The sequence below is a fragment of the Acidobacteriota bacterium genome (assembly GCA_034211275.1).
Classification (GTDB): Bacteria; Acidobacteriota; Thermoanaerobaculia; order Multivoradales; family JAHZIX01; genus JAGQSE01.
Genome location: JAXHTF010000008.1, coordinates 26,128 through 52,052 on the forward strand (window position 1 = coordinate 26,128; position 25,925 = coordinate 52,052).

The 25,925-nt window shown below is 66.9% G+C and carries 21 protein-coding genes and 2 tRNA genes; 11 read left to right on the top strand and 12 right to left on the bottom strand.

All coding sequences use genetic code 11. The annotated features are described in order from the left end of the window. Nucleotides 1-8 precede the first annotated feature (8 nt). From SX243_02960 to SX243_02975, 4 genes are all read left to right on the top strand, one after another. Entirely contained in the window at nt 9-1,346 is a 1,338-nt protein-coding gene (locus SX243_02960; GenBank protein ID MDY7091909.1) for an ABC transporter ATP-binding protein, read from the top strand. 87 nt (nt 1,347-1,433) lie between these two features. After that, nucleotides 1,434-1,715, top strand: a complete 282-nt coding sequence (locus SX243_02965) for a DUF3467 domain-containing protein (GenBank protein ID MDY7091910.1) — start codon at nt 1,434-1,436, stop codon at nt 1,713-1,715. A gap of 89 nt (nt 1,716-1,804) precedes the next feature. Further along, nucleotides 1,805-2,566, top strand: a complete 762-nt coding sequence (locus SX243_02970; GenBank protein MDY7091911.1) for a GWxTD domain-containing protein — start codon at nt 1,805-1,807, stop codon at nt 2,564-2,566. Between the two features lie 50 nt (nt 2,567-2,616). Next, entirely contained in the window at nt 2,617-4,293 is a 1,677-nt protein-coding gene (locus SX243_02975; GenBank protein ID MDY7091912.1) for a hypothetical protein, read from the top strand. A 6-nt stretch (nt 4,294-4,299) separates the two neighbouring features. Here SX243_02975 and hutI read toward each other — a convergent pair whose 3' ends face one another. From hutI to SX243_03015, 8 genes are all read right to left on the bottom strand, one after another. Beyond that, nucleotides 4,300-5,559 (bottom strand): imidazolonepropionase, encoded by a 1,260-nt coding sequence (hutI, locus tag SX243_02980; protein ID MDY7091913.1) that lies wholly within the window; start codon nt 5,557-5,559, stop codon nt 4,300-4,302. A 19-nt stretch (nt 5,560-5,578) separates the two neighbouring features. Then, nucleotides 5,579-6,253, bottom strand: coding sequence for a hypothetical protein (locus SX243_02985; protein MDY7091914.1), 675 nt, complete (start codon nt 6,251-6,253; stop codon nt 5,579-5,581). A gap of 31 nt (nt 6,254-6,284) precedes the next feature. Beyond that, the gene (locus tag SX243_02990; protein ID MDY7091915.1) at nt 6,285-6,590 is read right to left on the bottom strand and encodes a hypothetical protein; all 306 of its coding nucleotides are present in this window, start codon (nt 6,588-6,590) and stop codon (nt 6,285-6,287) included. Further along, nucleotides 6,587-7,366 (bottom strand): YggS family pyridoxal phosphate-dependent enzyme, encoded by a 780-nt coding sequence (locus tag SX243_02995; protein ID MDY7091916.1) that lies wholly within the window; start codon nt 7,364-7,366, stop codon nt 6,587-6,589. Before SX243_02995 ends, SX243_02990 begins: the two co-directional genes overlap by 4 nt. A 123-nt stretch (nt 7,367-7,489) precedes the next feature. Beyond that, nucleotides 7,490-8,248: a C4-type zinc ribbon domain-containing protein gene (locus SX243_03000; GenBank protein MDY7091917.1), complete on the bottom strand. Its 759-nt coding sequence runs from the start codon at nt 8,246-8,248 to the stop codon at nt 7,490-7,492. A gap of 163 nt (nt 8,249-8,411) precedes the next feature. Beyond that, nucleotides 8,412-8,484, bottom strand: a tRNA-Ile gene (locus SX243_03005). 108 nt (nt 8,485-8,592) lie between these two features. Then, entirely contained in the window at nt 8,593-10,077 is a 1,485-nt protein-coding gene (locus SX243_03010) for a sulfatase-like hydrolase/transferase (GenBank protein MDY7091918.1), read from the bottom strand. A gap of 134 nt (nt 10,078-10,211) precedes the next feature. After that, the gene (locus tag SX243_03015) at nt 10,212-12,155 is read right to left on the bottom strand and encodes a hypothetical protein (protein MDY7091919.1); all 1,944 of its coding nucleotides are present in this window, start codon (nt 12,153-12,155) and stop codon (nt 10,212-10,214) included. 279 nt (nt 12,156-12,434) lie between these two features. Here SX243_03015 and SX243_03020 point away from each other — a divergent pair, with 279 nt between their 5' ends. The 6 genes from SX243_03020 to SX243_03045 all read left to right on the top strand — a co-directional run bounded on the left by SX243_03020 (nt 12,435) and on the right by SX243_03045 (nt 20,345). Further along, nucleotides 12,435-13,274 carry a hypothetical protein gene (locus SX243_03020; GenBank protein MDY7091920.1) on the top strand — a complete coding sequence of 280 codons (840 nt, stop codon included), beginning with the start codon at nt 12,435-12,437 and terminating at the stop codon, nt 13,272-13,274. 117 nt (nt 13,275-13,391) lie between these two features. Next, a complete protein-coding gene (gene rpsU, locus SX243_03025) occupies nt 13,392-13,601 on the top strand; it encodes a 30S ribosomal protein S21 (GenBank protein ID MDY7091921.1) in 210 nt (69 codons plus the stop codon). Nucleotides 13,602-13,748: 147 nt separating this feature from the next. Continuing rightward, nucleotides 13,749-16,181 carry a Smr/MutS family protein gene (locus SX243_03030; protein ID MDY7091922.1) on the top strand — a complete coding sequence of 811 codons (2,433 nt, stop codon included), beginning with the start codon at nt 13,749-13,751 and terminating at the stop codon, nt 16,179-16,181. Nucleotides 16,182-16,190: 9 nt separating this feature from the next. Further along, complete coding sequence (gene dnaG / locus SX243_03035) at nt 16,191-17,996, top strand: DNA primase (GenBank protein ID MDY7091923.1); 1,806 nt, start codon at nt 16,191-16,193, stop codon at nt 17,994-17,996. A gap of 426 nt (nt 17,997-18,422) precedes the next feature. After that, complete coding sequence (gene rpoD / locus SX243_03040; protein ID MDY7091924.1) at nt 18,423-20,129, top strand: RNA polymerase sigma factor RpoD; 1,707 nt, start codon at nt 18,423-18,425, stop codon at nt 20,127-20,129. A gap of 141 nt (nt 20,130-20,270) precedes the next feature. Then, nucleotides 20,271-20,345 (top strand) — tRNA-Asn (locus SX243_03045). 25 nt (nt 20,346-20,370) lie between these two features. Here SX243_03045 and SX243_03050 read toward each other — a convergent pair. Then, complete coding sequence (locus SX243_03050; protein MDY7091925.1) at nt 20,371-21,495, bottom strand: hypothetical protein; 1,125 nt, start codon at nt 21,493-21,495, stop codon at nt 20,371-20,373. Between the two features lie 20 nt (nt 21,496-21,515). Then, entirely contained in the window at nt 21,516-21,998 is a 483-nt protein-coding gene (locus SX243_03055; GenBank protein MDY7091926.1) for a VanZ family protein, read from the bottom strand. 442 nt (nt 21,999-22,440) lie between these two features. Between SX243_03055 and SX243_03060 the strand changes: the two genes are divergently transcribed. Then, complete coding sequence (locus tag SX243_03060) at nt 22,441-23,205, top strand: enoyl-CoA hydratase/isomerase family protein (protein MDY7091927.1); 765 nt, start codon at nt 22,441-22,443, stop codon at nt 23,203-23,205. Between the two features lie 7 nt (nt 23,206-23,212). Here SX243_03060 and SX243_03065 read toward each other — a convergent pair whose 3' ends face one another. Next, on the bottom strand, nt 23,213-25,306 hold the full coding sequence (locus tag SX243_03065; protein ID MDY7091928.1) for an EAL domain-containing protein: 2,094 nt from the start codon (nt 25,304-25,306) through the stop codon (nt 23,213-23,215). A 64-nt stretch (nt 25,307-25,370) separates the two neighbouring features. Next, nucleotides 25,371-25,904, bottom strand: a complete 534-nt coding sequence (locus tag SX243_03070) for a DinB family protein (protein ID MDY7091929.1) — start codon at nt 25,902-25,904, stop codon at nt 25,371-25,373. Nucleotides 25,905-25,925 lie beyond the last annotated feature (21 nt).

The following is a 25,925-nucleotide window of genomic DNA, read 5'->3' on the forward strand; positions in this document are numbered from 1 at the left end:
GAGCTGGCATGAGTGACGTTGGCGCAAGGGGAGGCGACGTGAACGGCGAGGTGATTCGCGCCGAGGGGCTGTCCAAGGACTACCGCCGGATGGCCCCCGGGGCTCATTTGCGCACTCTCAAGAGCGCCCTCGTCCAGCGCAGCCTTACCCGCGGCCTGCGCAGCGACGAGGTGATCCCGGCGCTTCAGGACGTCTCCTTCAGCGTCGCCCGGGGCGAGGCCTTCGGGGTCATCGGGGGCAACGGATCGGGCAAGTCGACGCTGCTCAAGATGGTGGCGGGCATCCTGCGGCCGTCCTCCGGAGAGCTGGTGGTGGAGGGCCGGGTGGCCGCCCTCATCGAGCTCGGCGCCGGCTTCCATCCCGAGATCTCCGGACGCGAGAACGTCTACATCAACGGCGCCCTGCTGGGCCTCAGTCGCGACGAGATCGCCCGGCGCTACGACGACATCGTCGAGTTCTCCGGGCTGGCGGAGTTCATGGAAGAGCCGGTGAAGAATTACTCCTCGGGCATGTACGTGCGCCTGGGCTTCGCCATCGCCGTGCACACCGATCCGGAGGTGCTGCTGGTGGACGAGGTGCTCGCCGTGGGGGACGAGGCGTTCGCCCACCGCTGCATCCGGCGCATCGAGGAATTCCTGGCGGAGGGGCGTTCACTGCTTTTCGTCAGCCACAGCCTCGATCTGGTGGAGCGGCTCTGCGACCGGGTTCTCTGGCTCGACAAAGGGAAAGTCCAGGGAGTGGGCTCCCCACGCCGCATCATCGACGCCTACCGCCAGGCGGTAGCGGAGGAAGAGGGGCGCGGCCACCGGGAGGAGAAGGAAGAGCAGGAGCGGCGCCGAGACGAACGCGATCGCTGGGGGTCCGGCGAGGCGGAGATCACCGCCGTTCGGCTGCTCGACGCTCAGGGGGAAGAGCGCTACCACCTGGAAACCGGCTCGTCGGCGGTAGTGGAGATCGAGGCTACCGCCCAGCGCCCACTCAGCGATTTCGTCTTCGGCATCGCCGTCAACACCCCCCGGGGAATCGAGTGCTGGGGCACCAACACCGACCTCGAGGGTTTCGCCGCGGAACGCTTCGAGGGATCCGCCACGGTGCGGGTGCACTTGCCAGCGCTACGCCTGGGCCCCGGCGAATACCTGCTGGATGTGGCCGTGCACTCGCGGGACGGCGCCCCCTACGACTATCGCCGCGGTGCCCTCACCTTCACCGTCACCAGCGAGCGCCGCGGTGTCGGGCTGTACTTTCCCCGCCACCGGTGGGAGATCACCGGCGGCGCGCTGGTGCAGCAGGAATCCAAAGTCTCGCAGGAAGACCCGCCGGCCTCCCGGGAGGGCACGAGCGAATGAGATAGCATGGGGTTGGCAAACCCCGTCCAACCACCCTCGGCACCGTCGGCTTTTTCATTTCGCCGGCGCAGACCGATGAGGAGTTCCATGGCCGATCAGCAGCAGAGAATCAACATCAAGATCACCGACGAAGAGCTCGGTGGCCGTTACTCCAACCTCCTCCGCGTTACCCATACCCGAGAAGAGTTCATCCTCGATTTCATCAACCTGGTGCCGCCCCAAGGAGTGGTGACCGCGCGGGTGGTGACCAGCCCCGGCCACCTCAAGCGCATTCTCAAGGTGCTGGGAAGCACGCTGCAGCGATATGAAGAGGCCCACGGACCGGTGCAGGAAGCCGACGAACCGCCGGGGGCCGGCAACGTTCACTGACCGAGTCGCGAAGCACCGGCCTCCCTGCGAACACGGCGGGCTCTGGCAACGAGGGCTCCGCCGACGGACCCATTTTCCAACTCCATCCCGTGCCCTCCACCCCCGCTCAAGAACCGGTGCTCATCACCCAGCCCTTGCTCGGAGCTCCCTCCCACCGCCGTTTCTGGGCCGGCGGCCGCACTCGGTGCTGGAATTGGAGCGTCTTGTTGCTCCTGGTGGGGCTGCTTCCCGGCTTCGCAGCCCAAGCGCTCCAAAGCAACGCTGGCGAGCTGCTCAGCGAAGAGGTCTACGACGAGAGCTGGGCCCGTGGCCCGACCCGCTGGCTGCTGCTGCCGTCGGAGCAGCGCCAGGTTCGGCGCCTGCGGTCCGCCAGCGAGTGGGCGAAGTTCATCGACGCTTTCTGGAGACGCCGGGACCCCGCTCCCACCGAAGCCGGCAACCCTGCCCGCGACGACTTTCGGCGGCGGGTGCACGAGGCGGATACCCTCTTCACCGGCGAGCAGCGTGGCAGCCTGACACCCCAGGGACGCTCCTATCTCCTGCTCGGCGCCCCCAGCCATATCTCTCAGGAGTATCAGCCCGCACCCGGCTGGAATACCCGGCTGGCGGGCGGCGGAGGAGCGGCTACCACCGACCAGCTGTTGATCGAGATTTGGCGCTGGCGGCCGGAGGATTTGGCGCCGTCGCTCCGCGCGGAGCTGGCGCGGAAGAATTGGCGAATTCCCTTGGAGACGCGCTTCGTCGTTTCCTCTCAGGGGTATAAGCTGTTGGAAGGAGAAACTCTCTTGCGCCTGGCAACGCGCGCCCAGGTGTTGAGAGCTGAAGAGAGCGCGCCCAGCAATAGTCCCTGACCCTCGGCCCCCCGCCGGCGCCCCCCCATCAGCGCCTGAAGGAGGATTTGATGCTTCGTCTCTTGATTGCCTTCGTCGTTCTACTGGCCTCCTGTGCCAGTCCTCCACCGACCACCGAGCTCGCCGAAGAGAACGGCCAGATGCCACCCATCGCCAACGACATCGAAAGCCGTCTCGCCCAATTCGCCCCGGCGGAGCTCAAGGCCGACCTCTCCGCCCTTTCGGACGAAGATCGACAGGTGCTGGGACTGCTCATCGACGCCGCCCACCACATGGACCGCATCTTCCTGCGCCAGGCATGGGCCGGGAATCCACAGATGCGGGACGCCATGGCCTCCTGGAGCGGCCCCGAAGCCGAGGCCGCGGAAAAATATTTCGCCATCAACTTCGGACCCTGGGACCGGCTAGCGGAACGCGAACCATTCATCGGCGATCGGTCCCATCCCTCCGGCGCCGGCTACTACCCGGAGGATATGAGCGCCGCGGACATGGAGCAGTGGCTGGCACAGAACCCCGAGGACCGGGAGAGCTTCGAGTCCCTCTTCACCCTGATTCGCCGGGGACCGGACGGAGGCTTGGTGGCGGTACCCTACGCCGAGGCCTATAAGGAGTTCCTCCAACCCGCTGCCGAGCTGCTGCGCCGCGCCGCCCAGACCACCACCAACGAGAGCCTGGCGCGCTTCCTCGAGCTGCGGGCGGTCGCCTTCGGCACCGACGATTACTACGAGAGCGATCTCGCCTGGATGGACTTGGACGCCCCGGTGGAAGTGACCATCGGCCCGTACGAGACGTATGAGGACGAGCTCTTCGGCTACAAGGCCGCCTTCGAGGCCTTCGTCACCGTGGCCTTGCCGGAGGAGTCGGCGGCCCTCGATCAATACAAGGCCAAGCTGCCGTGGCTGGAGCGCAACCTGCCCATCGCCGACGAGCACAAGAATCTCAACCGCGGCTCCGAGAGCCCGATCCGAGTGGTGGACCTGGTGTTCAGCGGCGGCGATACCAAGGCCGGCGTTCAGACCATCGCCTACAACCTGCCCAACGACGAGCGGGTGCGCGAAGCCAAGGGCTCCAAGAAGGTCCTGCTGCGCAACATCATGCAGGCCAAATATGACCAGATCCTGGTGCCCATCGCCGAGCAGGTGCTGGCTCCGGAGGACGCCAGCCGGCTATCCTTCGACGCCTTCCGGGACGAGGTGCTGCACCACGAGCTCTCCCACGGCCTGGGGCCGGGCAAGATCGTCCTCGACGGCCGGGAGACCGAGGTGCGCCTGGAGCTCAAGGAGCTCTACTCCACCCTCGAGGAGGCCAAGGCCGACGTCATGGGGATCTACAACATCCTCGCCCTCATCGACGACGGCGTGATGCCGGCGGAGCTCCGCGACACCCTGGAGCCCACCTATGTAGCCGGCCTGATCCGCTCCGCCCGCTTCGGCCTCGACGAGGCCCACGGCCAGGGCACCGTGGCCCAGCTCAACTATCTGCTCGAAGAGGGCGCCCTCCGACTCGACGAGGAGGGACGGCTAGCGGCGGTGTCGGAGGCCTTCCCGGCGGCCATCGAAAAGCTCCTGGCGGAGATGCTGATGCTGCAGGCGACGGGCGACTACGAGGGCACCAAGGCCTTCCTCGACCGCTACGGCATCGCCAGCGACGCCCTGCGCAATCTGGTGGGACGACTGGACAACGTGCCGGTGGACATCAAGCCGGTCTACCCGCCGCTGGAAGGTTAAAACCCCTCAGCGCTGGTGAACCACTTCCCCGGCCTTGACCACCGCCACCACCGGATCCACCCCGAAATGGTAGGCCAGGTGGTCGAGGTTGGGGCCTTCGAGGAGCACTGCGTCGGCGCTCTTGCCCTCGTCGAGGCTGCCCACCTGATCCCCCAGGCCGAGCACACAGGCGGCGTTGAGGGTGGCGGCGGTGAGGCATTCGTCCACCGATAGATCGAGGCGGAAGATCCCCAGCCAGAGGATCATGGGCATGGACTCGGTGTGGCTCGAGCCCGGATTGCAGTCCGTGGCCAGGACCACCGGCACTCCTTCCGCCACCAGGCGGCGGGCCGGAGCGAAGTCGGTCTTGCGCAGGAAGAAGCTGACGCCGGGGAGCAGCACCGCCGCCACTCCGGCGGCGGCCATGGCCTCGATGCCGCGCTGGGACACCGCCACCACGTGATCGGCGGAAGCGGCGCCCAGCTCCGCCGCCAACTCCGCGCCGCCGGAATCGACGAATTCATCGGCGTGGAGCCGCGGCGTGAGGCCGTAGCGCTTGCCCGCCTCGAGCACCCGCCGGGCATCGTCCACCTCGTAGACCCCGCGTTCGCAGAAGACATCGCAGAATCGGGCCAGCCCCGCCTCCGCCGCTGCCGGCGTGATCTCCTCGCACACTTTGCGCACGTAGGTCTCGCGGTCCTCGCGGTGCTCCGGAGGAAATTCGTGGGCCGCCAGCAAGGTGGGCACCACGTCCATGGGGTGCTCCGCCGCCGCGCGCTGAATCGCCCGCAGCTGCTTGAGCTCGGTCTCCAGGTCCAGCCCGTAGCCGCTCTTGGCCTCAGCGGTGGTGGTGCCATAGCGCATCATGCGGTCCAGCCGGCGTCGGGTGTTGGCCACCAGCTCTTCTTCGTCGGCCTCGCGGGTGGCAGCGACGGTGGACAGAATACCGCCCCCGGCGGCGGCGATTTCCTGATACGTCGCACCGCCGAGACGCGCTCGCAGCTCGTGCTCGCGGCTCCCGGCCCAGGGAAGGTGAGTGTGACAATCCACCCAGCCGGGCACCAGAGTACCGCCGCCACCGTCGAGGCGCTGCGCCTCCGGCAGGTCGCCAAAGCGCTCCTTCCGCTCCTCCGGTGAGCCGACGAAGGCGATACGGCCGTCCCGGCACAGCACCTCGGCACCGGCCAAACGCTCCACCGCACCCTGCTCGCCGGCGACGAGGGGCTCGTTGCCGTGGGGGGTGGCGACCTCGGAGAGGTTGTGGATCAGAAGGTCTTTGGTCTTCATGCTGGTCACTCCTTGCCCGTCACGGCTTGTTGGGGGGCTCGAGCCCTACCTTGGCGCGCCCCAAATCCCGCACCTGCTGCTGAATCCAGGACTCCACCGCCGACCACTCCGGCGCCTCGCCGACGGTGGGCGACGCCGCTTCTCCGCGGGCCAGCTCAAGATCCGCCAGTCCCTTCAAAGCCTGCAGCGGAAAGTCCCGCACGTGGCCGAATTTATCCGGCGAGCGCTCCAGCAGATGCCCCAGAGGGACCCGCTGGCACAACAGATAGAGGTCGGTGAAATCCCGGCGAGTGCCGCGGCTGATGATCGCCGCGATCTTCATCAAGCCCAAATCCACCGACGAGGCCACGGCGAGGCCGCCGTAGAAGCGCTCCGGGTCGATGAGGGGGTAGGGGTAGTAAAAGACTTTCAACCCGGTCCCGTCGCCGAGACGAGCGTAGAGGTAGCCGTTGCGGGCGGTTTCCACCCGAGTGCCGGCGTCCAGCTCCAAGAGGTCTCCCAGCAGATCGCGGCGCTTCTGGGGCGTCAGCCGATTGCCCGCCGCCATCAGGTCGAGACTGCGCGGCTCGCGATGGCCCAGATAGAGGGAAAGGGCGGCGGTACCGGCGAGATAGACATCCTGGGCCCAGGCTCGGCCGGCGAGGATCTCCAAACGCCGCTCTAAGGTCTCGTCGGGATAGGCGATTTCTGGCATTGGGAAGTCCGGGTTCATCGATGCTTCGGGGTCAGAGATTCCACAGCGCTTCCTCCAGCTCCGCAGCCGGGCTCGGGGCCGCGCCCAGCACCAGCTGCCAGAACCGCCGGCTGCGGGGGGAGAGCTGGCGACCGCCGCGGGTTTCGAGCCAGCGACGAAGCTCGGTCTCGTCCAGGGTTTGCGTCAGCCAGCGGAGATCCGCCTCTTCCCCTTCCTCGAGAATCCTCGCCACCACCAGAGGGTTGGCCGGCTCGGAGAGCAGACCGGCGGCGGGGCCGGGAAAGAGTCGCCCCAAGCCGGGGGGCGCGCTGGACGGCAGACCGGGCGGCGAAGTCACAAGCCGCTTTCGGGGCTGGCGGCGGGACGGGGACCGAACAGCGCAGTACCCACCCGCACGTGGGTCGCCCCTTCCTCGATGGCGATCTCGAAATCGGCGCTCATGCCCATGGACAACCAGCCCGGGCACTTCTCCCAGCCCGGCTCTGCCAGCAGCTGGTCGCGCAGCTCCGCGAGGCGCCGGAACCAGCCCCGGGCCTGGGCCTCAGGGTCTGGGGCGTCAGGGTCCGAGGAACCCTCCTCCGGCTGCGGCGGAATGGCCATCAGGCCGACGATCTCCAGGTGCTCGAACTCCCGGAGCTGCGGAGCCGCCTCCAAGATCCCGCTGGGAGAAAAGCCGTGCTTGCTCTCCTCCTCTCCCAGGTTGACCTCCAAGAAGCAGCGCAGGCGGCGCGCTTTGGCCTCTGGCCGGGCCTCCTCTTCCTGGGCTGCGAAGTCCCGATCCAGCCGGCGGGCGATTTTCAGGCGGTCCACCGAATGCACGACCTGGAAGAGCTGCGCCGCCCGCTTGGTCTTGTTGCTCTGCAGCGGACCGATGAGGTGCCACTCCACCCCATCGGGCATGTGCGGCACCTTGTCCTCGGCCTCCTGGACGCGGTTCTCTCCGAAGACCCGCAACCCCGCTTCCCAGGCTTCCTGAAGCTTGGTCAGGGGCTGCAGCTTGCTCACCCCGACCAGGGTCACCTCTTCTCGACGGCGACCGGCGCGCTGGCAGGCCTGGAGGATGCGCTCTTCGATGGCGGCCAGGCGCTGAGGGATGGTTTCGGGGGTTTGCATAATGGGTCCAAGGGCAGGAGATGACTAGCCCCAAACCCTAGAGCCCGAAACCTAGGCTCGGCTCCCTTCGATGGGGCTTCGGCGACCTAGGGATCGGGATCTGGGGAGCAGGATCTGGGGAGCTCAGCCCTGTTCTTCTTCCTCGACCTCCGGTGGCACGTAGAGGATGCGCTTGCAGCTGTCACAGAGCATCAGGGTGTTGTTGCGCCGGACTTCCACCACCACCTGGGGGCGGACGTTGAAGTTGCAGCGCCCACAATGCCAAGCCTGAGGGCCCTTGCGGTTGGTCTCCAAACGCTGGATGGGCGCCAGAGCATCGCCGCCGAGGCGCGCGGCAACCCGGTCGTATTGCACCAGATAGGGGCGCGGAATCTCTTGCCGCAGCTCCGCGATCTGCTTCTCCAGGGCTTCGGCCTGAGCCTGCACCGCGGGCTTCTCCGCCTCCCATTTCGACAGCTCTTGCGAGTAGCGGTCGTCCAGTTCTTGGAATTGCTCGCGTTGCTCTTCGAGGTCCTCGAGAGCCTTCTCCCGCTGCTCGAGGCTGGCCAATCCCTGCTCCTCGAGCTCGGTGATGCGCCGCTTGGCGGCATCGATTTCCTGGAGCAGAGCTCCGTACTCGCGTTGGGTGGTGACCTGGTTGATTTGGGTTTGATAGCGCTGCAGCTTGGTTTGATTCTCTTCGATCTCACCTTCCGCCGCCCGGCGCTCGCGGGCGGCTTCCTCGGCGACTTCTTCCAAAGCATCGATCTCGGCCTTGCGGCTGGAGTGCTCGTCGTGCAGCTCGCGCATCCAATCCGGGATCCCCGACAGACGTTCTTGGGCTTGGGCAAGCTCGTCGACGGCGCCCTGGAGCGCGACAATCCGATCCAGGAGCTGACTCATTTCGTGGGCTCCAGTCGAGTAAGAGGTGGGGTAACGGGATGAGAGACGGGCGGGCGGAGGCGGGCTGCAGGTGGGTTCTCGGCACCGGTGCACGTCTCCTGCGACCTGCCCCGGAGCGTAGATTGTTCGTCGAGCACCACCTTCTTTAGACCCTCTGCCAGAGTGGGTCCACCAGGATTTGAACCTGGGACCTGCCGGTTATGAGCCGGTTGCTCTAACCGCTGAGCTATGGACCCTGAAAGCTCCCTTGCGGGAGCCTGAGAGTATAGCACCGGCAGCGCCCCAGGGGCAGGCCGCGGCCAGGCTTGCAGCAAGGCCCGCGGCGGGGCATCGGAAGAGAACCTTCAGGGCGCGGGAGGAGAGGCGAGCGATCGCTGGCGCAGGACTTGTTCCGGCGGCTGCTCGCTTTCCTGGAACGATCGCCACCGGCGCTCCAGCTCCGCCGCCAGCGCGTTGCGGGCAGCCTCGTCGGGCACCGCCTCGACTCCCTCCGGACCCCACCGCAGCAGCCGCTGACGCACCGTCGACTCGGAGCCGCCGGAGAACGGTGGCGTGACCAGGAAAGTGCGGTAAACGCGATCCAGGAGCTCGGCGGCGGGCTCGGCGAGGGGGCGCTGGAGGCGGCCGCCGGCGAGAGCCCGGCGAGCCCGGTAAAAGTCCGGCTCACGGGCGAATCGCACGGTGCGCAGCAGCTGGAGGTCTCCTTGGAGCCAGGAGAACCGATTGGCACCGTCGCTCAGATAGAGCTCCGACAGTACGCCGGGAGGAGCCTGGTGAAAGAGGCTGGGAGCGACCGACGGACCGGGCATGCCGCCGGCGTGCTCCACCAGAGTCGCCCACAACCGCGTCGCCGCCACCGGCTCGCCGGGCTGCAGCCGAAGGGTGTGAGGAGACCCCTTGGGCAGCTTGAGGATCATGGGTACCCGCAGGCTCTCCGGCATCAGATTGTTGGCGTGCCCCATCTGGCCGTGCTCACCGATTTCCTCCCCGTGAGCCGAGACCACGGCCACCAAGGACCGATCCCACTGACCGCTTTCCCGCAGCCCCCGCAGCAACCGCTGGACCCGCAGATCCAGCAGCGCCACCTCACCTCGATAGAGAGCCAAGATCCGCTGGCGCCAATCCTCCGACAGCTGCACCCGGGGACTGCGGTAGAGCTCCAGCTGAAGCGCCGAGAGCTCCTTCGGCAGGTCGTCGGGCAGCGGACCGAGCTGCGGCCGCAGGCGGTCGCGGATGCGCAGAGGCGGGCTCGGAGCGTCGACGTGGATCCAGAAGAAGGAAGGGCCGGGCTCGAGGCTGGCCAGGTGCCCGGCGGCCTTACCGCCGCGGTTGAGGCCACGGTAGTAATCGAAGCCCTGCTCGTAACCGAGACCCTGGGGATACCAATGGCCGGAGACATAGGCGGTGGTGGTGTAGCCGCGTTCCCGCAGGGCCTCCGCCAGCGTGGTCACAGCGGAGGACAACCGGGGTTGCTCCGGATGCAAGGCCTGGTGCAGCCACGGGGTCAGGCCGGTGAGCAGGCCAGCGGTGGCGGGAATCGAAGCGCTGGAGCTGGCGATGGCGGTTCCCGCCCAGTCCGCCTCCGCCACCAGGGCGTCGAGATGCGGAGTGAGGTCGAGACCCGCCGCCACGGGACCGGAAGTGCCGGTCTCGGCCAGCGCACCGACGGCGTCGGCGCGCAGAGCGTCGACGGTGATCAGCAGGATGGGGCCTTGGGTCGCCGCGGGATCCGGCGGCGCCAGATGGTCCGCCCCCTGGCAGGCGAGAAAGCCTGCCGCAGCGATCAACAAACACGCGAAGAAAGCTCCGCCGAAGGAGTGACCGGACATCTATCGTAGGGAAGCCGCAGAGCGTTGCACCGGTGGGCGGGATGCCAGCGGGCAGGGCGCCAGTGGATAACGTCTTGGGCGCCGCTGGATGGGGCGGCGCTGGGCTGAACGGCGCGCCCTTGGGCGGTGGCCGCTCAAATTCCCAGCGCTTGAGAATCTCCCGCCGCCAGCGTCCTCACCAATTCTTGGTAGAAGTAGTCGTTGGTGTTGCGCACCCGCTCGTCGACCCGATCCTCATACATCTGCCGAGAGCGGTCGATGTCTTCCTTCAGGCGTTCGTAGATGTTCTTGTTGCGCCGCCCTTCTTCCACCTGCTCCTCGTTGTAGAGCTTGATCTCGCTCACCAGCAATCGCGCCAAACGGCGGGCCTTCTCGTGCAGCTCATCGTCCGCCGCCGAGGGCTTGGGGGCCTGAGAGAACGCCCAGCCGGGACCGTCGATGTCCTCCGGCGGCGCCACTTGATTCGCCTTCACCTCCGCCGGCGGCGAACGGAACATCGAATCACCGTCCTGGGCCTGGGCCGCGGGACCACCGGGGTGGGTATCGTCCCCATCGCGCTCAGCCTCCGCCGCGGACTCTTCCTCCTCGACCTGCTGGATCTCGGAAGTGGAAGTATCGACGGATGGGGCTTCCGCAGGCTCGCCCCGCCCGAGCAAAACGGTGCCATCAGCATCGAAATCGCCCTCTGGCGGCGCGGCTTCGCTAGCCTCCTCCGTCGCCTCCTCGGTGGCTTCCGGCGTGAACTCCACCGTCTGCAGACCGGCGACTTCGCTCACCGGCGGCATGGGAGCTACGTCGGAGAGGCCTTCATCTTCCGACTCGGCGTCCTCTTCCTCCCAGGCCAGAGAGGGGCCGCCTTCGGGCTCGGCCACGGCCTCCAGGGGCGGCGCTTCGTCTTCCGCCTCAGCCGTTTCCCAGGTCAAGGAGCCGTCCGGTGCTTCTTCGGCGATCTCCGGAGTGTCCTCGACCTCGACCTCTTCCAGAGCCGGCTGCTCGATGGCCTCCACGGAGGCGACCGCCGGCTCCTCGGCAGTGGCGGGCCACGAGGGAGACTCTTCCTCCGGCTCTTCGGGCTGAACCTCCTCGACTGGGGCCTCCTCGATGGGGGCCTCCTCGACTGGGGCCTCCTCGTCGGCGGTCACGGCGGCTAGACGATCCGGCGAGGGTCCCCCTACGAGGGTCTCGTCCTCCTCGTCGGCAGCAGCTTCTTCAACGACGGCCTCTTCCGTCGCGGCCTCTTCGGCCGGCTGGGGCTCGGTTTCGGCCTCCGCTGGCGGTGCAGGCGGGGGCGGGGCTGGCGGCTCTGGAACCGAGGGTTCCGCAGCTGGTGGAGCCGAGGCCGTTGCGACGCCGGCGCCGGCGTCGTCTTGCATGTGCAGGGTCGGGGTGAACTCCCGGCTGCGATAGGGCAGGGTCTCGATGGCCAGAGCGGAGACGTAGGTCAAAATCTGCAGCGCTTCGGGCACCAGGCCGGAACCGCCGGGCAGGGTGTCAGCATAAATCGCCGCCGCCACCTGGTCGCGCAGCACCAGCGGCACCAGCACGCCACGGCTAGGCAGCGGGCTGTCCACCTTGCTGCACACCCGGCCGCAGTCGCCGGCGGTGAGGCCGACGGCGGCCTTGCCCTGGGACATGCGCTGCCAGGGGCCGTCCTCCCGGTACTCCAGCGTCAGCTCCCCCACCGCCTCGGCGGCCTCTCCGAAGCCCTGGCTCTGCCAGGCCACGGCACGATCCTCACGGATCAGGAAGATGATGATGCGGGAAGCAAAGTCCGCACCCTGCTCGAGCAGCTGGGAGAGCACCTCCGCCTGGCTCTTGGCGCGGTCGATGGGCGCCAGGGAGCGCACCAGCTCACCGAGGGCTCCACCCCGAGCCTCGCTTCGAGCCTCTTCCACCAAGGGAGCGATCTGCCCGGAGACCGACAACGAGCCGGGGAGGCGGTCACTCGCCTCCGCTACTTGCTGAGAGACTTGCTCGCCAACCTTCCGGCCCACCTCGTCCTGGAGGCCTCGTAATGCCTCTTTGACTAGGCGCGCAACATGTTCGTCCAACTGCTGGATCTTTTCGTCGATGGCCATCGGTTCCCCTCAGCGAGCGCTGAATGTGCAGGAAAATCCCTGAAGAGTAACGATTATATTTTTCTACCTCCTGGGGGTGTCAAGCTGACACGGCCCTCCAAGGTCCCGGAAATCGGCCCTTTGCACCCTCCCAGGGCCGACGTCCGGACTCCGGCGCAGGTCCCGCCCCGGGGGCTTTTGCTGCTCTGCCAGCGCTGTGGTAGCTTTCATGGGATCCCCGTCGACGTCGCAGACGTCCTCATGTCATCTAGTTCAAGAAGACAGCTCAGGAGGCCGAAGATGAGTCGCCCATTCCGCAAATCGTTGATCCCCTGCGCCCTGTTGGTGCTCGGCACCGCCTTCGCGTGCGGCGAAGATCAAGCCGCCATCCAGGCCCAAATGGAGGCGGAGCGCGAGGCCGCCCTGGTGAGCATCGAGGAAGCCAAAGAGGCCCTCGACGCCAAGCGGGCTGAGTATCATGACTTGCTGGCCGAAATTCAGGAGCCGGAAGCGGCCGAGGGTGAGACCCCGGAACCCGCCGAGGGCGAAACCGCCGAGGGTGAAGAGCCTCTGAGCGAGGAAGAGCTCCAGGCCCAGGCGGACGAGCTGAAGGAAGAGATCGAAACCGAGGCAGAAGAGCTGGCGGGCAAGATCGTCGAGTTCATCAACGAGGATCCGCCGGTGGCCGACGAGCCCTACAGCGAGCACCAGCAGCGGGCCATCAACCTGAAGGTGGAAGAGGACATCCTCCTCGCCCAGCAGTGGGTCCAGAGCGGCGGTGACTACCGTCGCGCCATCAGCATTCTCGAATCTCTGGTGCCCCTGGCCCCGAACCACGAAGGGCTGCAGGCCGAGCTGGAGCAGGCACGCAACTTCCGCTACATGACCGAGGAGCGCTTCGCCGCTGCCAAGAAGGGCATGACCGAGGACGAGATCCGCGAGGCTCTGGGCCCGGTCAACCTGCGCAACGTCAAGGAATACGACGACCGCGGCGTCATCGCCTGGTTCTACCCGAAGGACGGCGGCGGAGCCGCTGGCGTTTTCTTCAACGAGAAGAAGGGTCAGCTGGTGGTCTACAAGACCGATTACAACGCCGTGCCCAACCCCAACGAAGAAGAGGGTGGCGAGGGCGAAGGCTGATCCAAGCCCGGGTGTCACTTGACTTCCGGCGGGCGCTGAAGCAAACTGGTGGGAGCGCTGTGCAAAGCGACTGCTTTCGCACCGCGCAATCTTGTCCGTAAAGTGAGGTGAATTCCAGTGCCTGTGGTTCAAGTACGCGACGACGAAAGCTTCGAGAACGCTCTCCGTCGCTTCAAGCGGAAGGTCGAAAAGGCCGGTATCCTGACGGAGCTGCGCAAGCGTCAGCACTTCGAGAAGCCGTCGGTCAAGCGTAAGCGTAAGGCCATGCAGGCTCGCAAGAAGGCTCTTCGCAAACTCGCGGAGGACCGTCGCGCGGGACTCGCCTGAGACACCAGCCTTGACCTGAATCCGAGGCTCGGAGCATTCCGGGTTTCGGTTCCGCAGTTTCTATTCGCGGGAGCCGGTTCGCCGGCTCCCGCGCTGCATTTGGGAGGCTTCTCGTCAGCTCATCGATTCGCGAGTAGACTTGCTCCCATGCCCCTAGCTGCTCCCACCCACGCCACCGGCGCCTTCTCCGGACCAACCCTGACGGCTCTGGAGCTGCCTTCTCTCCTCGCCGTCCTCAGCACCCTGGCGGCCTCCGACCTCGGCCGGCAGCGCATCCTCGGTCTGACTCCCGCCACCTCCCCGGAGGAGCTGGCAGAACGGCGCAAGATCTACCAGGAATGCGTCCAGCTCCTGGCCCAGGGGCGCCTCATCCCGTCCTTCGAGGAAGATCTGGAGCCGGTGCTGGAACGGCTGGACACCGGCCGGCCGCCGGTCACCGGCCGGGAGCTCAACCGCCTGGCGACCCTTCTCTCCGCCGTACGCGAAGCTCGATCAAAGATCCGCAGCGCCGACCCCCCGTGCCCGACACTGGCGGAGGCGGTGTCCGAGATGGTCGACCTGGAACCCCTGGAGCGGCGCATCCGCCGTGCCCTGGACCGCCGGGGCGAGGTGCGGCCCGACGCCTCGCCGGAGCTGGTGCGGCTGCGGGGCCAGATTCGCTCGGTGCGGGACGGCCTGTACAACGAGCTTCGCGGCTACCTCCAGGAGCATAAAGACGACCTCGGCGACGACACCATCCCCATGCGCGGCGGGCGTCTTGTGCTGACCTTGGGGTCGGGTTCCAAAGGACGCCTTCAAGGCCTCACCCACGGCCGGTCGGGCACCGGCAAGAGCTTTTACTTCGAGCCCCTGGCGGTGGTGGAGTCCAACAACCGGCTGCAGCAGGCGACGGAGGATGAAGAGGCGGAGCGCCTACGCATCCTCGCCGAGCTGGTGGCCTCCGCCCGGGAAGCGCTGCCGGATCTGTGGAAATACGCCGAGCTCCTCGCTGAGCTCGATCTGCAGCAGGCTGCGGCACGCTATGCCGACCTCACCGACGGCCGGCTGGCGGAGCCGGCACCGAGCCGTCAGCTGCGCCTGGTCGAGGCCCGCCACCCGCTCCTCGACCCGTCGCTCCAGGATCTACGCCGAGAGGCCTTGGGCCAGCCCGGCCACGGCAAGGCGGTGGTGCCCCTGGATCTGGAACTGGACCCCGACAAGCGACTGCTGGTGGTCACCGGCCCCAACGCCGGCGGCAAAACCGTGGCCCTCAAGACCCTCGGCCTCCTTACCCTCTCCGCCCTCTGCGGCCTGCCGGTTCCAGCGGCCAGGGGCACCCGCCTGCCGTTTCTCGCCGGCGTCATCGCCACCGTGGGCGACGACCAGGATCTGCTCACCGACCGCTCGACCTTCAGCGGCCGGCTGTTGCGCCTGAAGGAAGTGTGGGAGCAGGCGAACGACGACACCCTGGTGCTCCTCGACGAGCTGGGCTCGGGCACCGACCCGGAGGAGGGCTCGGCCCTGGCCATCTCTCTGGTGGAGGCGCTGCTGGAACGGGGCAGCCCGTGCCTCATCACCAGCCATCTGGTCCAGGTCGCCGCCGCCGCCATGGAGATGGACGGCGCGGCCTGCGCCGCCATGGAGATGAACGCGGAGACCGGCGAGCCCACCTTCCACCTCCAACCGGGCCCGCCGGGGGGCAGCGAAGCCCTGCGTCTGGCCCGCCGCCTGGGCCTGCCGGCGGCCTGGCTGGACCGCGCCGAGGCCCGGCTGGGCTCCGAGCACCGCGACCTGCGGCGGCTGCTCTCCGAGGTCGAAGCCCTGCGCCAGGAGCTCACCGAGTCGCGCCAGCGGCTCGAGGAGGAGGTGACCGACGCCGCCAAATTGCGCCAGCGCCTGAGCGAGGAAGAGCAAGAGCTGCGCCAGGAGCGCCGCACTCTCTCCAAGCGCATGCAGCGCGAGCTCGAGGACTTCCGCCAGCGCACCGCCCAAAAGCTCCGCGACGAAGTGGCGGCGATGCGCTCGAAGCTCGAAGCGGGACGCAGCAAAAAGGCTGAAGCCGACGCCTTGGGGAAGCTCTTTCGGGAAGCTCCCGACTTTCAAGCTCCGGAGCTGGAAGACGCCGGGGAGGGCGGCCCCATGGAACCCGGCGCCACCGTTCGCCACCGCTTGCTGGGCTGGGAAGGGCGGCTGGAGAAGCTCGACCGCGGCCGGGCGGAGGTCTCGGTGCAGGGCAAGCGGGTGCGTTGCAAGGAAGACGAGTTGGTCACCGTCGCGGCCCAGGAAGGCCCCAAGCGCCCCCGAAAGAGTCGCCAGGCCGCCAGAAGCTCCGGCTTGAGCACGCCCGACGCCTCAGTGGAGCCCGAGCTGATGCTCATCGGCGAGCGAGTGGAGCCGGCCCTGGATCGCCTCGACGTCTACCTGGACCAGGCGCTCCTCGCCGGCCGCGGCGAAGTTCGGGTCGTCCACGGCCACGGCTCCGGCCGCCTGCGCCGGGCGGTGCGGGAGCACCTGCGCCAACACCCAGCGGTGCGCAACCTCCGCGCCGGCGCCCCCAACGAAGGCGGCGATGGCGCCACCGTGGTGGCGTTGGGAAGTTAGAGCAGCACCATGAGCCTGGGCAACATCGACCTCAACCCCCAGCTGGTGCAGGCGGTGCGGGACACCATCGACATCGTCTCCATCGCCTCCGAGCACACGCGGCTGAGCAAGGCCGGGCATCGCTACAAGGGGCTCTGCCCGCTGCACAAGGAAAAGACGCCGTCGTTCAGCGTCGACCCCTCCAAAGGACTCTTCTACTGCTTTGGCTGCGGCGCCGGCGGCGACGCCATCCGGCTGCACATGCTCACCAGCGGCGACGACTTTCCCGCCGCCATCGAAAGCCTGGCGCAGAAATACGGCATTCCTCTGCCCTCCCGCCGCGCCCGCAGCTCCGAAGGCCCCCGGGAACCGGATCTGCGGCCGGCGCTGGAGGCGGCGGAGGAGTTCTTTCGCGACCAGCTGAAGCGCTCTCCCTTCGCCCGCCGCTACCTCGAAGAGCGCCAGATGCCGGCGGAGCTGGCGGAGGAATTCGGCCTCGGCTACGCCCCCGACGATTGGCGTCAGCTGCTGGAGGCGTTGTCCCGGCGGATTCCCACCAAAGATCTCGAAGCCGCCGGCCTGATCACCACCTCCGACCGCTCCGACCGGCCCTACGACCGCTTCCGCAACCGCCTGATCTTCCCCATCCGCAACCCCAGCGGCCGGCTGGTGGGCTTCGGTGGCCGCACCCTCGGAGAGGACCGGGCCAAGTACATCAACACCTCCGAGACCGCCCAATTCCACAAAAGCCGCCTGCTCTACGGCCTGTCGGAGGGCAAGCGGGAAATGCGGGACCGCGGCGTCGCCGTGCTCACCGAGGGCTATTTCGACGTCCTGGGCACCGTCGCCAGCGGCTTCCCTGGGGCAGTGGCGAGCATGGGCACCTCCCTGACCGCAGAGCAGTCCAAGCTCCTGGCCCGCTTCTGCGATCAGGTGATCATCGCCTACGACGGCGACGACGCCGGCGAGGCGGCGGCACGGCGGGCGCTGCCGCTGCTCTTGGGGGTGGGCTTGACGGTCCGCCGGGCGCGGCTGGCCGCCGGCCACGATCCCGACTCGCTACGCCTCGAAGAAGGACCGGAAGCGGTCCGGGAGGCGCTGGAATCAGCTCCCGACGCCGTCCATCTCGAGCTGGACCGGCTGGTGCCCCAGGGCCAACGCTTCTCCCCCCAAGAGCGGGCCGAAGCCGCCGAGGAAGTGCGCCAGCTGCTCTCCCCCATCCCCGACCCCATCGTACGGCTGGGCTACGGCCGCATCGCCGCACAGCGCCTGGAGATCCCCGAGGAGCTCCTATGGCGCGGCCAGCGAAATCGCCGGCGAGGAGGGCCCGAGGGACCGGCGGGCCCCGACAACGAGGACCCGGGCGAGTCACGACGCCAGGAGCGGCTTACCCGCAGCCACGAAGAGTGGGTGCTGGCGGTGCTGCTCAGCGACCCCGGCGGGGTTCCCGAGGAGGAACTGCTGCCGCCGGAGGCGGCTTTCCTGGACGGACGCTGCCGGCGGCTGTTCAAGGCCTACCGGGAAGCCTATCGAGACACCGGTGCCGCGCCGGACGCGGACCGGCTGCGCCGGGCGCTCCCCGTTGCCGGCGCCGAGCTGGAGCATCTGGCCTGGATCCTCGGCGACGGCACCGACACTTCCCGCTTCCGGCTGCCGGAGATGCTCGCCCAGCTCCGTGAGCGCCACGACCGCCAACAGCTGCAACAGCTGGCGGTGGGCATTCGCCAGGCCGACGAGCGCGGCGAGGTGGAGGAGGTCCTACGGCTGGTGGAGCTCAAACAGGAGATCAGCCGGCGTCTGCATAAGGGTTCTCGAGGCGGCCCTCGAAGCGCCTGATGCCCTGGTCCCAAGCCCCCGCCGCCGAAGCTCCCAAGGTGCCGGAAGCGAGAATCTTTGCCCAAAGGGGAATTTTTTCGGCCTCGAATGCACTCTTAATATAGGTTGGCGGCTTCGTGTCGCGAAGGTCTCTGGAGAAGGAAGGACCTTTGGCTCTCGTTGACCCTCAAGTTATGCTTGTGCTACAACTGTCCGCTGGTCCGCTTCTGGCGCGGCCAGCCTTTGGTCTGTCCGAATTTTTGAGCAGAGGCACGAGCTGCCATCACCAGCTCAGCACCAGGAGCCGCCGAGGACGAGCGGCCGGCAAAAGATTTTCTTCTTTCCGTCCCGAAAACAGTCGCCGTCCGCAACGTATCTAGAAGAAGAAATGGTAATCCGGGCAATGGAACGACCGATTCCGGCCCCCGGTGAAGGCGAGGTAAGACTTTGGCCTCCACGAAGGTAACCCCCATCGAAGAGAAATACTCCGCGGTCAAGCAGCTCATCGACCTCGGCAAGGAGAAGGGCTACCTTCTCTACGACGAGATCTACGAGATGCTGCCGGAGGAGGTGGTGGCGCTGCCCGACGAGCTCGACGGTGTCTACATCCGTTTCTCCGAACTCGGCATCGACGTGATCGATCGTCCCGAGCGCTATCAGAACCGGGAAGAGAACGAGACCGTCGGGGGCGAGTTCGAGAAGAAGGACGACGATACCCCGGACTACGCCCTCAGCGCCCACGAGAAGACCAACGATCCCGTGCGCATGTACTTGCGCGAGATGGGTACGGTCCCCCTCCTCGACCGTGAGGGTGAGGTGGAGATCGCCCAGCGCATTGAAAAGGGCGAGTGGCTGATCTACGAAGCCCTGTGCGAGAACACCCTGGTCCTGCGCGAGCTGCTGCGTCTCAACGAGCTGGCGCAGAAGGACAAGGGCGTGCTCCAAGAGCTCATGGCCGCCGACTCCGACGAGCCGTTGGATCCCAAGGCGGCGGAGCGAATCAAGAAGAACCTGCGCATCTTCGAGCAGATCGCCGAGAACGACCAGTCGATCCAAGATCTGCGCAAGCGCCAGAAGCGCCAGAAGAAGGAAGGTCCGAAATTCCAGGAGATCGATCGCGAGATCGACCGCCTGCTGGCCAAGATCGCCAAAGACATCCGGACCATCGACTTCAGCGTCCAGACCCGCAACCGGCTGGTGGATTTCCTCAAGGACATCGACCGCCAGTTCTCGCGTTACGAGAAGGACATTCGCCGAGCCCAGGGCTCGCTGCGCCACGAGAAGAACGAGGAGCTTCAGGCTCTGCACCGCCGGCGCATCGAGAAGTACCGCGGCAAGCTACGGGAGCTCGAGGAGCGCTACGGCACCACCCACGCCCAGGTCAACAAGACCATCGACAAGATCCGTCAGGGCGAGGCGCTGTGCGAGCGAGCCAAGGAAGAGCTCATCGTCGCCAATCTGCGGCTGGTGGTGTCCATCGCCAAGAAGTACACCAACCGCGGCCTGCAGTTCCTGGACCTGATCCAGGAAGGCAATATCGGCCTGATGAAGGCGGTGGAGAAGTTCGAGTACCGCCGCGGCTACAAATTCTCGACCTATGCCACCTGGTGGATCCGGCAGGCCATCACCCGCGCCATCGCGGACCAGGCCCGCACCATCCGCATCCCGGTGCACATGATAGAGACCATCAACAAGCTCACTCGCACCAGCCGTTCGCTGGTGCAGGAGCTGGGCCGCGAGCCCACCGCCGAGGAGATCGGCGAGCGCATGGACCTGCCCGCCTCCAAGGTGCGCAAGATCATGAAGATCGCTCAGGAGCCCATCTCCCTGGAAACGCCCATCGGCGAGGAAGAGGACTCCCACCTGGGAGACTTCATCGAGGACAAGAACGCCGTCTCCCCCATCGAGTCGGTGATCTTCTCCAACCTCAAGGACCAGACCCGCGGCGTGCTCAAATCCCTGACACCGCGGGAGGAGCTGGTGCTGAAGATGCGCTTCGGCGTCGGCGAGGGCTCGGAGCACACCCTGGAAGAGGTGGGACGCTCGTTCAACGTCACCCGCGAGCGGATCCGCCAGATCGAGTCCAAGGCGCTGCGCAAGCTGCGCCACCCCAGCCGCTCCCTCAAGCTGCGGCCGTTCCTGGACTCGGCCTAGAGCATCCTCTGCAGCCCTCTCGGCTAGGGTGCCTCTGTTGAGGAGCCCGTGTTGACAAGGCGGCAGAGCGCGCCCTAGAATTCACGGCTCCGGGTTCTGCCCGGAGCCACCCGGGCCTCCGCCCGGACCCACAAGTCTCGATCCTCGGTAGCTCAATGGTAGAGCGGTCGGCTGTTAACCGATTGGTTGGGGGTTCAAGTCCCTCCCGAGGAGCCACTCCCCTCCCCTCTCAGCCGCTCTCTCAACCTGTAGTCAGCTTTTCTTCCCGGAGAAATTCACGCCAGCCGAAGAAGGCCAGCGCTAGCGCCAGCGTGCCCGCCAGAGCCCAGAGGGTGCCGGCGGTGGGTCGGGGGCGAACCCGGCCGCGCAGCACGGGGCTGACGTAGCCCGGAGCCGGGCCGGTGTTGCCGGCGGCCTCGGCCACCTCGGCGCGTTGCTCCTCGGACCAGCGGTGGGTTCCCTCGCCGCGGCTCGGACGCTGATCGAGGAACGGGTCGAAGTACTTCTCCAGGATTCGATTCTCCACCCAAGCCACCCGCGCCTTGCCCGCCGCCATGGAGGCGTTGCGGTGACTGACGTGCCAGCCGCCCTCGGTGCGGTAGCGATCCTCCCGCTCCCATGGATCGCCCCCCGGCTCTTCCACCGCCCAGCGCAGCCGGCGCTCCTCCACCGCCTCCGCCAGCTCCGCCTCGCTGTGCCACGAGAGGAAGCGTCCAACCTCCGGATCCACGATCTCGTAGCCCACGTGGGCCGCGTGGTAAAAGCCCGCCAGCAGCACCACCACCGGCACCGCCCAGCGCGCCACCTGAGCTCGGCGCCGCGGAGGCAAACGCCAGCGGAAGGTTTCGGGAGGCAGGAAGGCGGTGGCGGCGAGGAGGCCGCAGAAGCCGGCGTAGACGTTGAGCCCAACGTCCCCCATCTCCCCGACTCGCTGGGGCGACCACCAGTGGACCCACTCCTCTAGGGTGCCGGCGGCGGTGATGCCGAGCATCGCCAAGAGCGGCCCGGACAGGTCGCGCCGCGGCAGCAGCGCCCAATGGAGGGCCGCCGCCAAGAGCCCGTACTGCACGAAGTGCACCTTCTCCACCACGTCCACCCGCGGAATGCCGCTGCCGGCCACCAGCGTCTCCAGCGCGATGAGCCCCACCACCAGCGCCAGGAGGCCGTATCGCAGCTTGCGGCGGTCGCGGATACGCCACAGCCCGACCCCCACCACCAGCACCAGTACGAGGGCCAGCAAGGCGCTGAGCCAGCGAACGAAGCCTTCCCCGAAGGCATCGAGCAAGGTGTCCCGGACCTGCCCAAGAAAGGGCGCGGTGAGCAGGTTGAAGAGGAAGACAGCGAGCGCCGGGAAGAACCGCTTCATGGTCGAGAGCCCGTAGCGGATTAAGGCTTGGGCCGGTCCGGACGGGCGAAGACGAGCAACACGCTAGCGCCGAGGAAGGTTCCCAACGTGTTGAAGATCAGATCGTCGATGTCCGTAGCCCGGGTCACCATGATCAATTGCATCAGCTCGATGGCGAGGCTGAGCAGAAAGCCCCAGGCCACCACCCGCGCCAGGGTCCAGAGCCGTGAGCGGCCGCGGAGCAGCCCGGCGGTAGCGAAGCCGAAGGGGACGAAGGCAGCGATATTGCCCATGACATGGAGAGCCAGGTAGTTGAAGGCGGGGTGCTGGAGGGGATCCGGCGCAGCCATCACCCCCCGAGCCGCTCGCCAGGTTTGGTCCAGCGGCACCAGATTGACGCCCCGAACCTCGCTGTGGGGAGACAAGGTCAACCCGAGCAGCACGGCAGTGCAGAAGGCCACCATCCAGCCCCACGAGGCGCGACGATCCTTCCCAGTCTGCTTTTTCTTGCGCCGACGGGTCACCGGCGACTCCGGCAGCGGCTCGAGGTCCGGTAGGGAGGGCGGGGGCTGGACTGGGAATCGGCTGAGGTCATGGCATGGGTCGCCGGCGACCGGCTGGGATGAATGGCAGGGATGCTAGCACAGGCATCGGGAGGCCCGGCGCGGGCGGGGGGAGCAGAAGAAGGGCAAAAAAAACGCGCGGCTCGGGCCCGGGGAGGGACGAGCCACGCTTAGGAGCGCGGAAGACCGGGTCGGTACCGGCAGGGTGTGTGAACCCTCGGTATGCCCTGTCTAGTAGTTAGTTGCCGCTGGCGGAATTTGGCGGACAACTATTCTTGGTTTTTTTTGCGCTGAAGTCGCCCGCCGGCCGTCCCAAGCCCAAAAGAGCGCCATCGGCCACGGTATGATCCCCGAAACCTCAGCCTACCCTACCGGGAGCCGCATTCCACTGGGAGCCAAAGAGATGCTGCAGATCACCGACCATGGCACCGTCCGCCAGATTCGCCTCGACCGCCCGCCGGTCAACGCCCTCAGCCCGGAGCTCGTCTCCGCTCTCCTCAGCGCCGTGCGCAAAGCCTCCGCCGAGGCCCAGGGAATCGTCCTCAGCGGCTCTCCGAAGCGCTTCAGCGGTGGCCTCGACATTCCCCACCTGATGCAGCTGGACCGAGAGGCGATTCGCCATGCCTGGGAGGATTTCTTCGACCTCATGGAGGCCCTGGCCACGTGCTCGGTTCCGGTGGCGGCGGCGGTCACCGGGCATGCTCCCGCCGGCGGTACCGTCCTCGCCCTGTTCTGCGACTACCGGGTGATGGCCGAAGGATCGTTCCGCTTGGGCCTCAACGAGGTGCGGGTGGGCCTGCCGCTACCGGCGCCCATTTTTCTCGCCCTGCGCCGCTTGGTGGGGGCGCGAGTGGCGGAGCGGCTGGCGGTGGAGGGACGGTTGATCGGGCCCGAGGAAGCCTTGGACTTCGGCCTGGTAGACGAGATCACCCCTCTGGAGCAGGTGGAAACACGGGCGCTGGAGTGGTGCCGGAACCTGTTGGAGCTGCCGCCTCAGTCCATGCTCGCCACCCGCCGGCAAGCCCGCGCCGACCTCGCCGGGATCTTCGCCGCCCGAGAACAGCGCCGGGAACGGATCGACGCCCTGGTGGAATCCTGGTTCAGCGACGAATGCCGGCGGTCCATGGAGGCCATGCTCGCCGGCCTGGCGAAGAAGAAGGGCGGCTAGCCTTCTCCTAGCGCTCCCCGGGCTCTTCTGGCTCCATGGGCGCCGGTTTGCCCAACAGATACCCCTGGGCATAGTCCACGCCGATCTCCTGCAGCAGAGTGAGGGTGGGCGTATCCTCGACCCCTTCACCGATGGTGCGAATGTTGAGCGCGCTGCCAACCCGGTGGATGGATTCGACGATGGCCCGCTGCACCGGATCCACCACGATATTCGACACGAACTCGCCGTCGATCTTGAGGAAGTCCACCGGCAGATTCTTCAGATATGCGAAGGAGCTCAGGCCGCTGCCGAAGTCGTCGAGGATGAAGCGGCAACCCAGGTCCCGCAACACGGAGAAGAAGAGGCGGGCGTGGCCCAGGTTGCCGATGGCCGAAGTCTCGGTGAGCTCGAAGCAAACTCGCTGGGGCGGCACACCGCTGGTCCGAAGCGCCGCGACCACGTCCTCCAGGAACCCCTCCTCCCCCAGCGACTGCCCCGAGATATTGATCGTGTAGGTGCGCTCCACCAGCGGCCCGGTAGTGCCGGAGCTCTGCGCCCGTGCCAGAGTTTCGAGGGCGGTACGTACCACCCAACGGTCGATGGAGGAAACCAGCCGGTAGCGCTCCGCCGCCTGGATGAACTCGCCGGGGGCGATGATCTCGCCGTTGGACCCGACCATGCGCAGGAAGACCTCACTCAACAGCTCTCCCGTGCCAGTCAACAGCTCGATGGGCTGGCTGTAGAGCGTCAGGCAATCCTCTTCCAAGGCCCGATGGATCAGCTGGACCCACTGCATCTCGCCATAGCGTTCGGCGAAGGCAGCGTCACCGGGGCGATATTCGTGCACCTGGGCCCGGCCTCGCTCCTTGGCGATGTAGCAGGCTCCGTCCGCTGCCGCCAGCAGCTCACCGAGGGTCTCGAATTCGGCGGTCACCGGCACCATGCCGATACTCGCCCCGGTCTCGAAACGGTGATCCCCCCAGGGAAAGCGGAACTGCCGGAGGGCCTGCCGAACCTCGTGAATCTGAGTGCGCGCCCGGCGCCGCTCGCAGTCCTGCAGCAGGATTCCAAATTCGTCACCGCCGAGCCGGGCGAGGGCGTCCCGGGCACGCACGGAACGGCGCAGGATATCCGCCACCTGGCGCAGCATCTCGTCGCCCACGGGATGGCCACAGACATCGTTGACCAGCTTGAACTCATCGAGATCGAGGTAGCACAGCACGTGCTCCCCACCGCGCTCCCGAGCGTCCTCCAAGGCGAGACCGAGACGGCGCTCGAACTCTTCCCGATTGAGAAGCCCGGTCAGGCGGTCTCGGGTCGCCATGACCCGGATCTCCCGCTCCAGCCCGCGCTCTCGGCTCAAATCCTTGAACACCAGGACGGCGCCCTGAATCTCTCCGGACCGGCTGCGGATCGGGGAAGCGCAATCCTGAATGGTGAAGACGGCACCATCGCTACGCACTAGACGCTTGAGGAGGTTGTGCGGCGGCTCCTCGCCCCGTAGGCACATCTCCACCTCCTCGGCGAGGAGCTCTCCGGTGGTCTCGTCCACCGGGCGATAGACCTCCGACAACAACCGCCCTTCCGCCTCGGCACCGGTCCAGCCGGTGAGCTCCTCCGCCACTGGATTGAGGAAGTCGACGCGGCCGTCGGCGTCGGTACGGATCACGCCGTCATCGATGGACGTGAGGGTGACCAGCGCTCGCTCCTCCTCCTGGTGTAGGGCCTCCAGAGCCCGCTGGCGCTCGGTGAAGTCGAAGGCCGTGACCATCACCGCCCGCTGCCCTTCCACTTCGATGTCGGTGGCGGTGTACTCGACCCAGCGCTCCTCGCCACTGGGGCGAACGATCCGCAGCTGATGATCCGAGGGAGTCTTGCCCTCCGTCAGGCGCTTCTCGAGACGCCGGGCCAGAGCGTCCCGATCGTCCGGATGAACGGTGTCCAGGATTCGAACCCGGCTCAGCTCGGAAGCGCTCAACCCCATCAGGCGTTCAGCGGCGGGGTTGGCGAAGAAGCAAGTGTCCCGCACCACCAAGATGGCGGTGTGGGTGTTAGCCGCCATCAACCGAAACCAGTCGCCGAAGGGATGCTGGGGCGGGTCGATGGAATTGTCTGCGGTCATGGTCTCCGGCGGCACTGCGCTGCCCGTCGGCGAGGAAGCCCTCGCTTCGACACCCCGATCTCCCCTACTCTCCGGCGTGTTGAGGATAGAAATCGACGGCGGACGGCGCGGCCAAAGTCTTGGTTACCCAGACGATCTGCCCGGTGTGGTAGCTCATGTGCTCGACGGCATGATAGACGATGCCCAAGCCATCAATGTCGTAGCCTTGAACCTGTCGAGGACGGGCCAGCTCCGACTCGGGAAGTCGTTCCAAGACCCGCCGGCACTGTGCCACCACTTCGGCCAAGGCCGCTCGAAGTTGGTCGACATCGTGAGTCTCTCGTGCCTGGAATTCCTCACTGCGCCGTCGTTGGTAGTCACTGTCTCCCAAGGACACCAGAATCCACATCGAAAGATTGCCCACCAGGTGCAAGACCAAATTGCCTACGCTGTTGCTGGCCTCGTTGGGCCGCCACCAAAGCTGCTCCTTTCCGAGCTGCTCGAGACACGCGTCGATTTTGGCCAAATATTCTTCGAGATAGCGCGCGGAAAGCTCGCGAAAGTCCGCCCCGGGCCCCCGAGTGAGGGCGGTTGGGATACCTGGGCTGGCTGGGCTCATGGCGCAGAAATGCTATCACCG

Excerpts from the sequence above, each read along its gene's own strand:
- SX243_03020 (MDY7091920.1), top strand. The coding sequence starts at position 12,435 with ATGAGTCGCCCATTCCGCAAATCGTTGATCCCCTGCGCCCTGTTGGTG.
- SX243_02975 (MDY7091912.1), top strand. The coding sequence starts at position 2,617 with ATGCTTCGTCTCTTGATTGCCTTCGTCGTTCTACTGGCCTCCTGTGCC.
- SX243_03010 (MDY7091918.1), bottom strand. The coding sequence starts at position 10,077 with ATGTCCGGTCACTCCTTCGGCGGAGCTTTCTTCGCGTGTTTGTTGATC.
- dnaG (MDY7091923.1), top strand. The coding sequence starts at position 16,191 with ATGAGCCTGGGCAACATCGACCTCAACCCCCAGCTGGTGCAGGCGGTG.
- SX243_03015 (MDY7091919.1), bottom strand. The coding sequence starts at position 12,155 with ATGGCCATCGACGAAAAGATCCAGCAGTTGGACGAACATGTTGCGCGC.
- SX243_02965 (MDY7091910.1), top strand. The coding sequence starts at position 1,434 with ATGGCCGATCAGCAGCAGAGAATCAACATCAAGATCACCGACGAAGAG.
- SX243_03050 (MDY7091925.1), bottom strand. The coding sequence starts at position 21,495 with ATGAAGCGGTTCTTCCCGGCGCTCGCTGTCTTCCTCTTCAACCTGCTC.
- SX243_02985 (MDY7091914.1), bottom strand. The coding sequence starts at position 6,253 with ATGCCAGAAATCGCCTATCCCGACGAGACCTTAGAGCGGCGTTTGGAG.
- SX243_03070 (MDY7091929.1), bottom strand. The coding sequence starts at position 25,904 with ATGAGCCCAGCCAGCCCAGGTATCCCAACCGCCCTCACTCGGGGGCCC.
- hutI (MDY7091913.1), bottom strand. The coding sequence starts at position 5,559 with ATGAAGACCAAAGACCTTCTGATCCACAACCTCTCCGAGGTCGCCACC.
- SX243_03030 (MDY7091922.1), top strand. The coding sequence starts at position 13,749 with ATGCCCCTAGCTGCTCCCACCCACGCCACCGGCGCCTTCTCCGGACCA.
- SX243_03000 (MDY7091917.1), bottom strand. The coding sequence starts at position 8,248 with ATGAGTCAGCTCCTGGATCGGATTGTCGCGCTCCAGGGCGCCGTCGAC.
- SX243_03060 (MDY7091927.1), top strand. The coding sequence starts at position 22,441 with ATGCTGCAGATCACCGACCATGGCACCGTCCGCCAGATTCGCCTCGAC.
- SX243_02995 (MDY7091916.1), bottom strand. The coding sequence starts at position 7,366 with ATGCAAACCCCCGAAACCATCCCTCAGCGCCTGGCCGCCATCGAAGAG.
- SX243_02960 (MDY7091909.1), top strand. The coding sequence starts at position 9 with ATGAGTGACGTTGGCGCAAGGGGAGGCGACGTGAACGGCGAGGTGATT.
- SX243_03065 (MDY7091928.1), bottom strand. The coding sequence starts at position 25,306 with ATGACCGCAGACAATTCCATCGACCCGCCCCAGCATCCCTTCGGCGAC.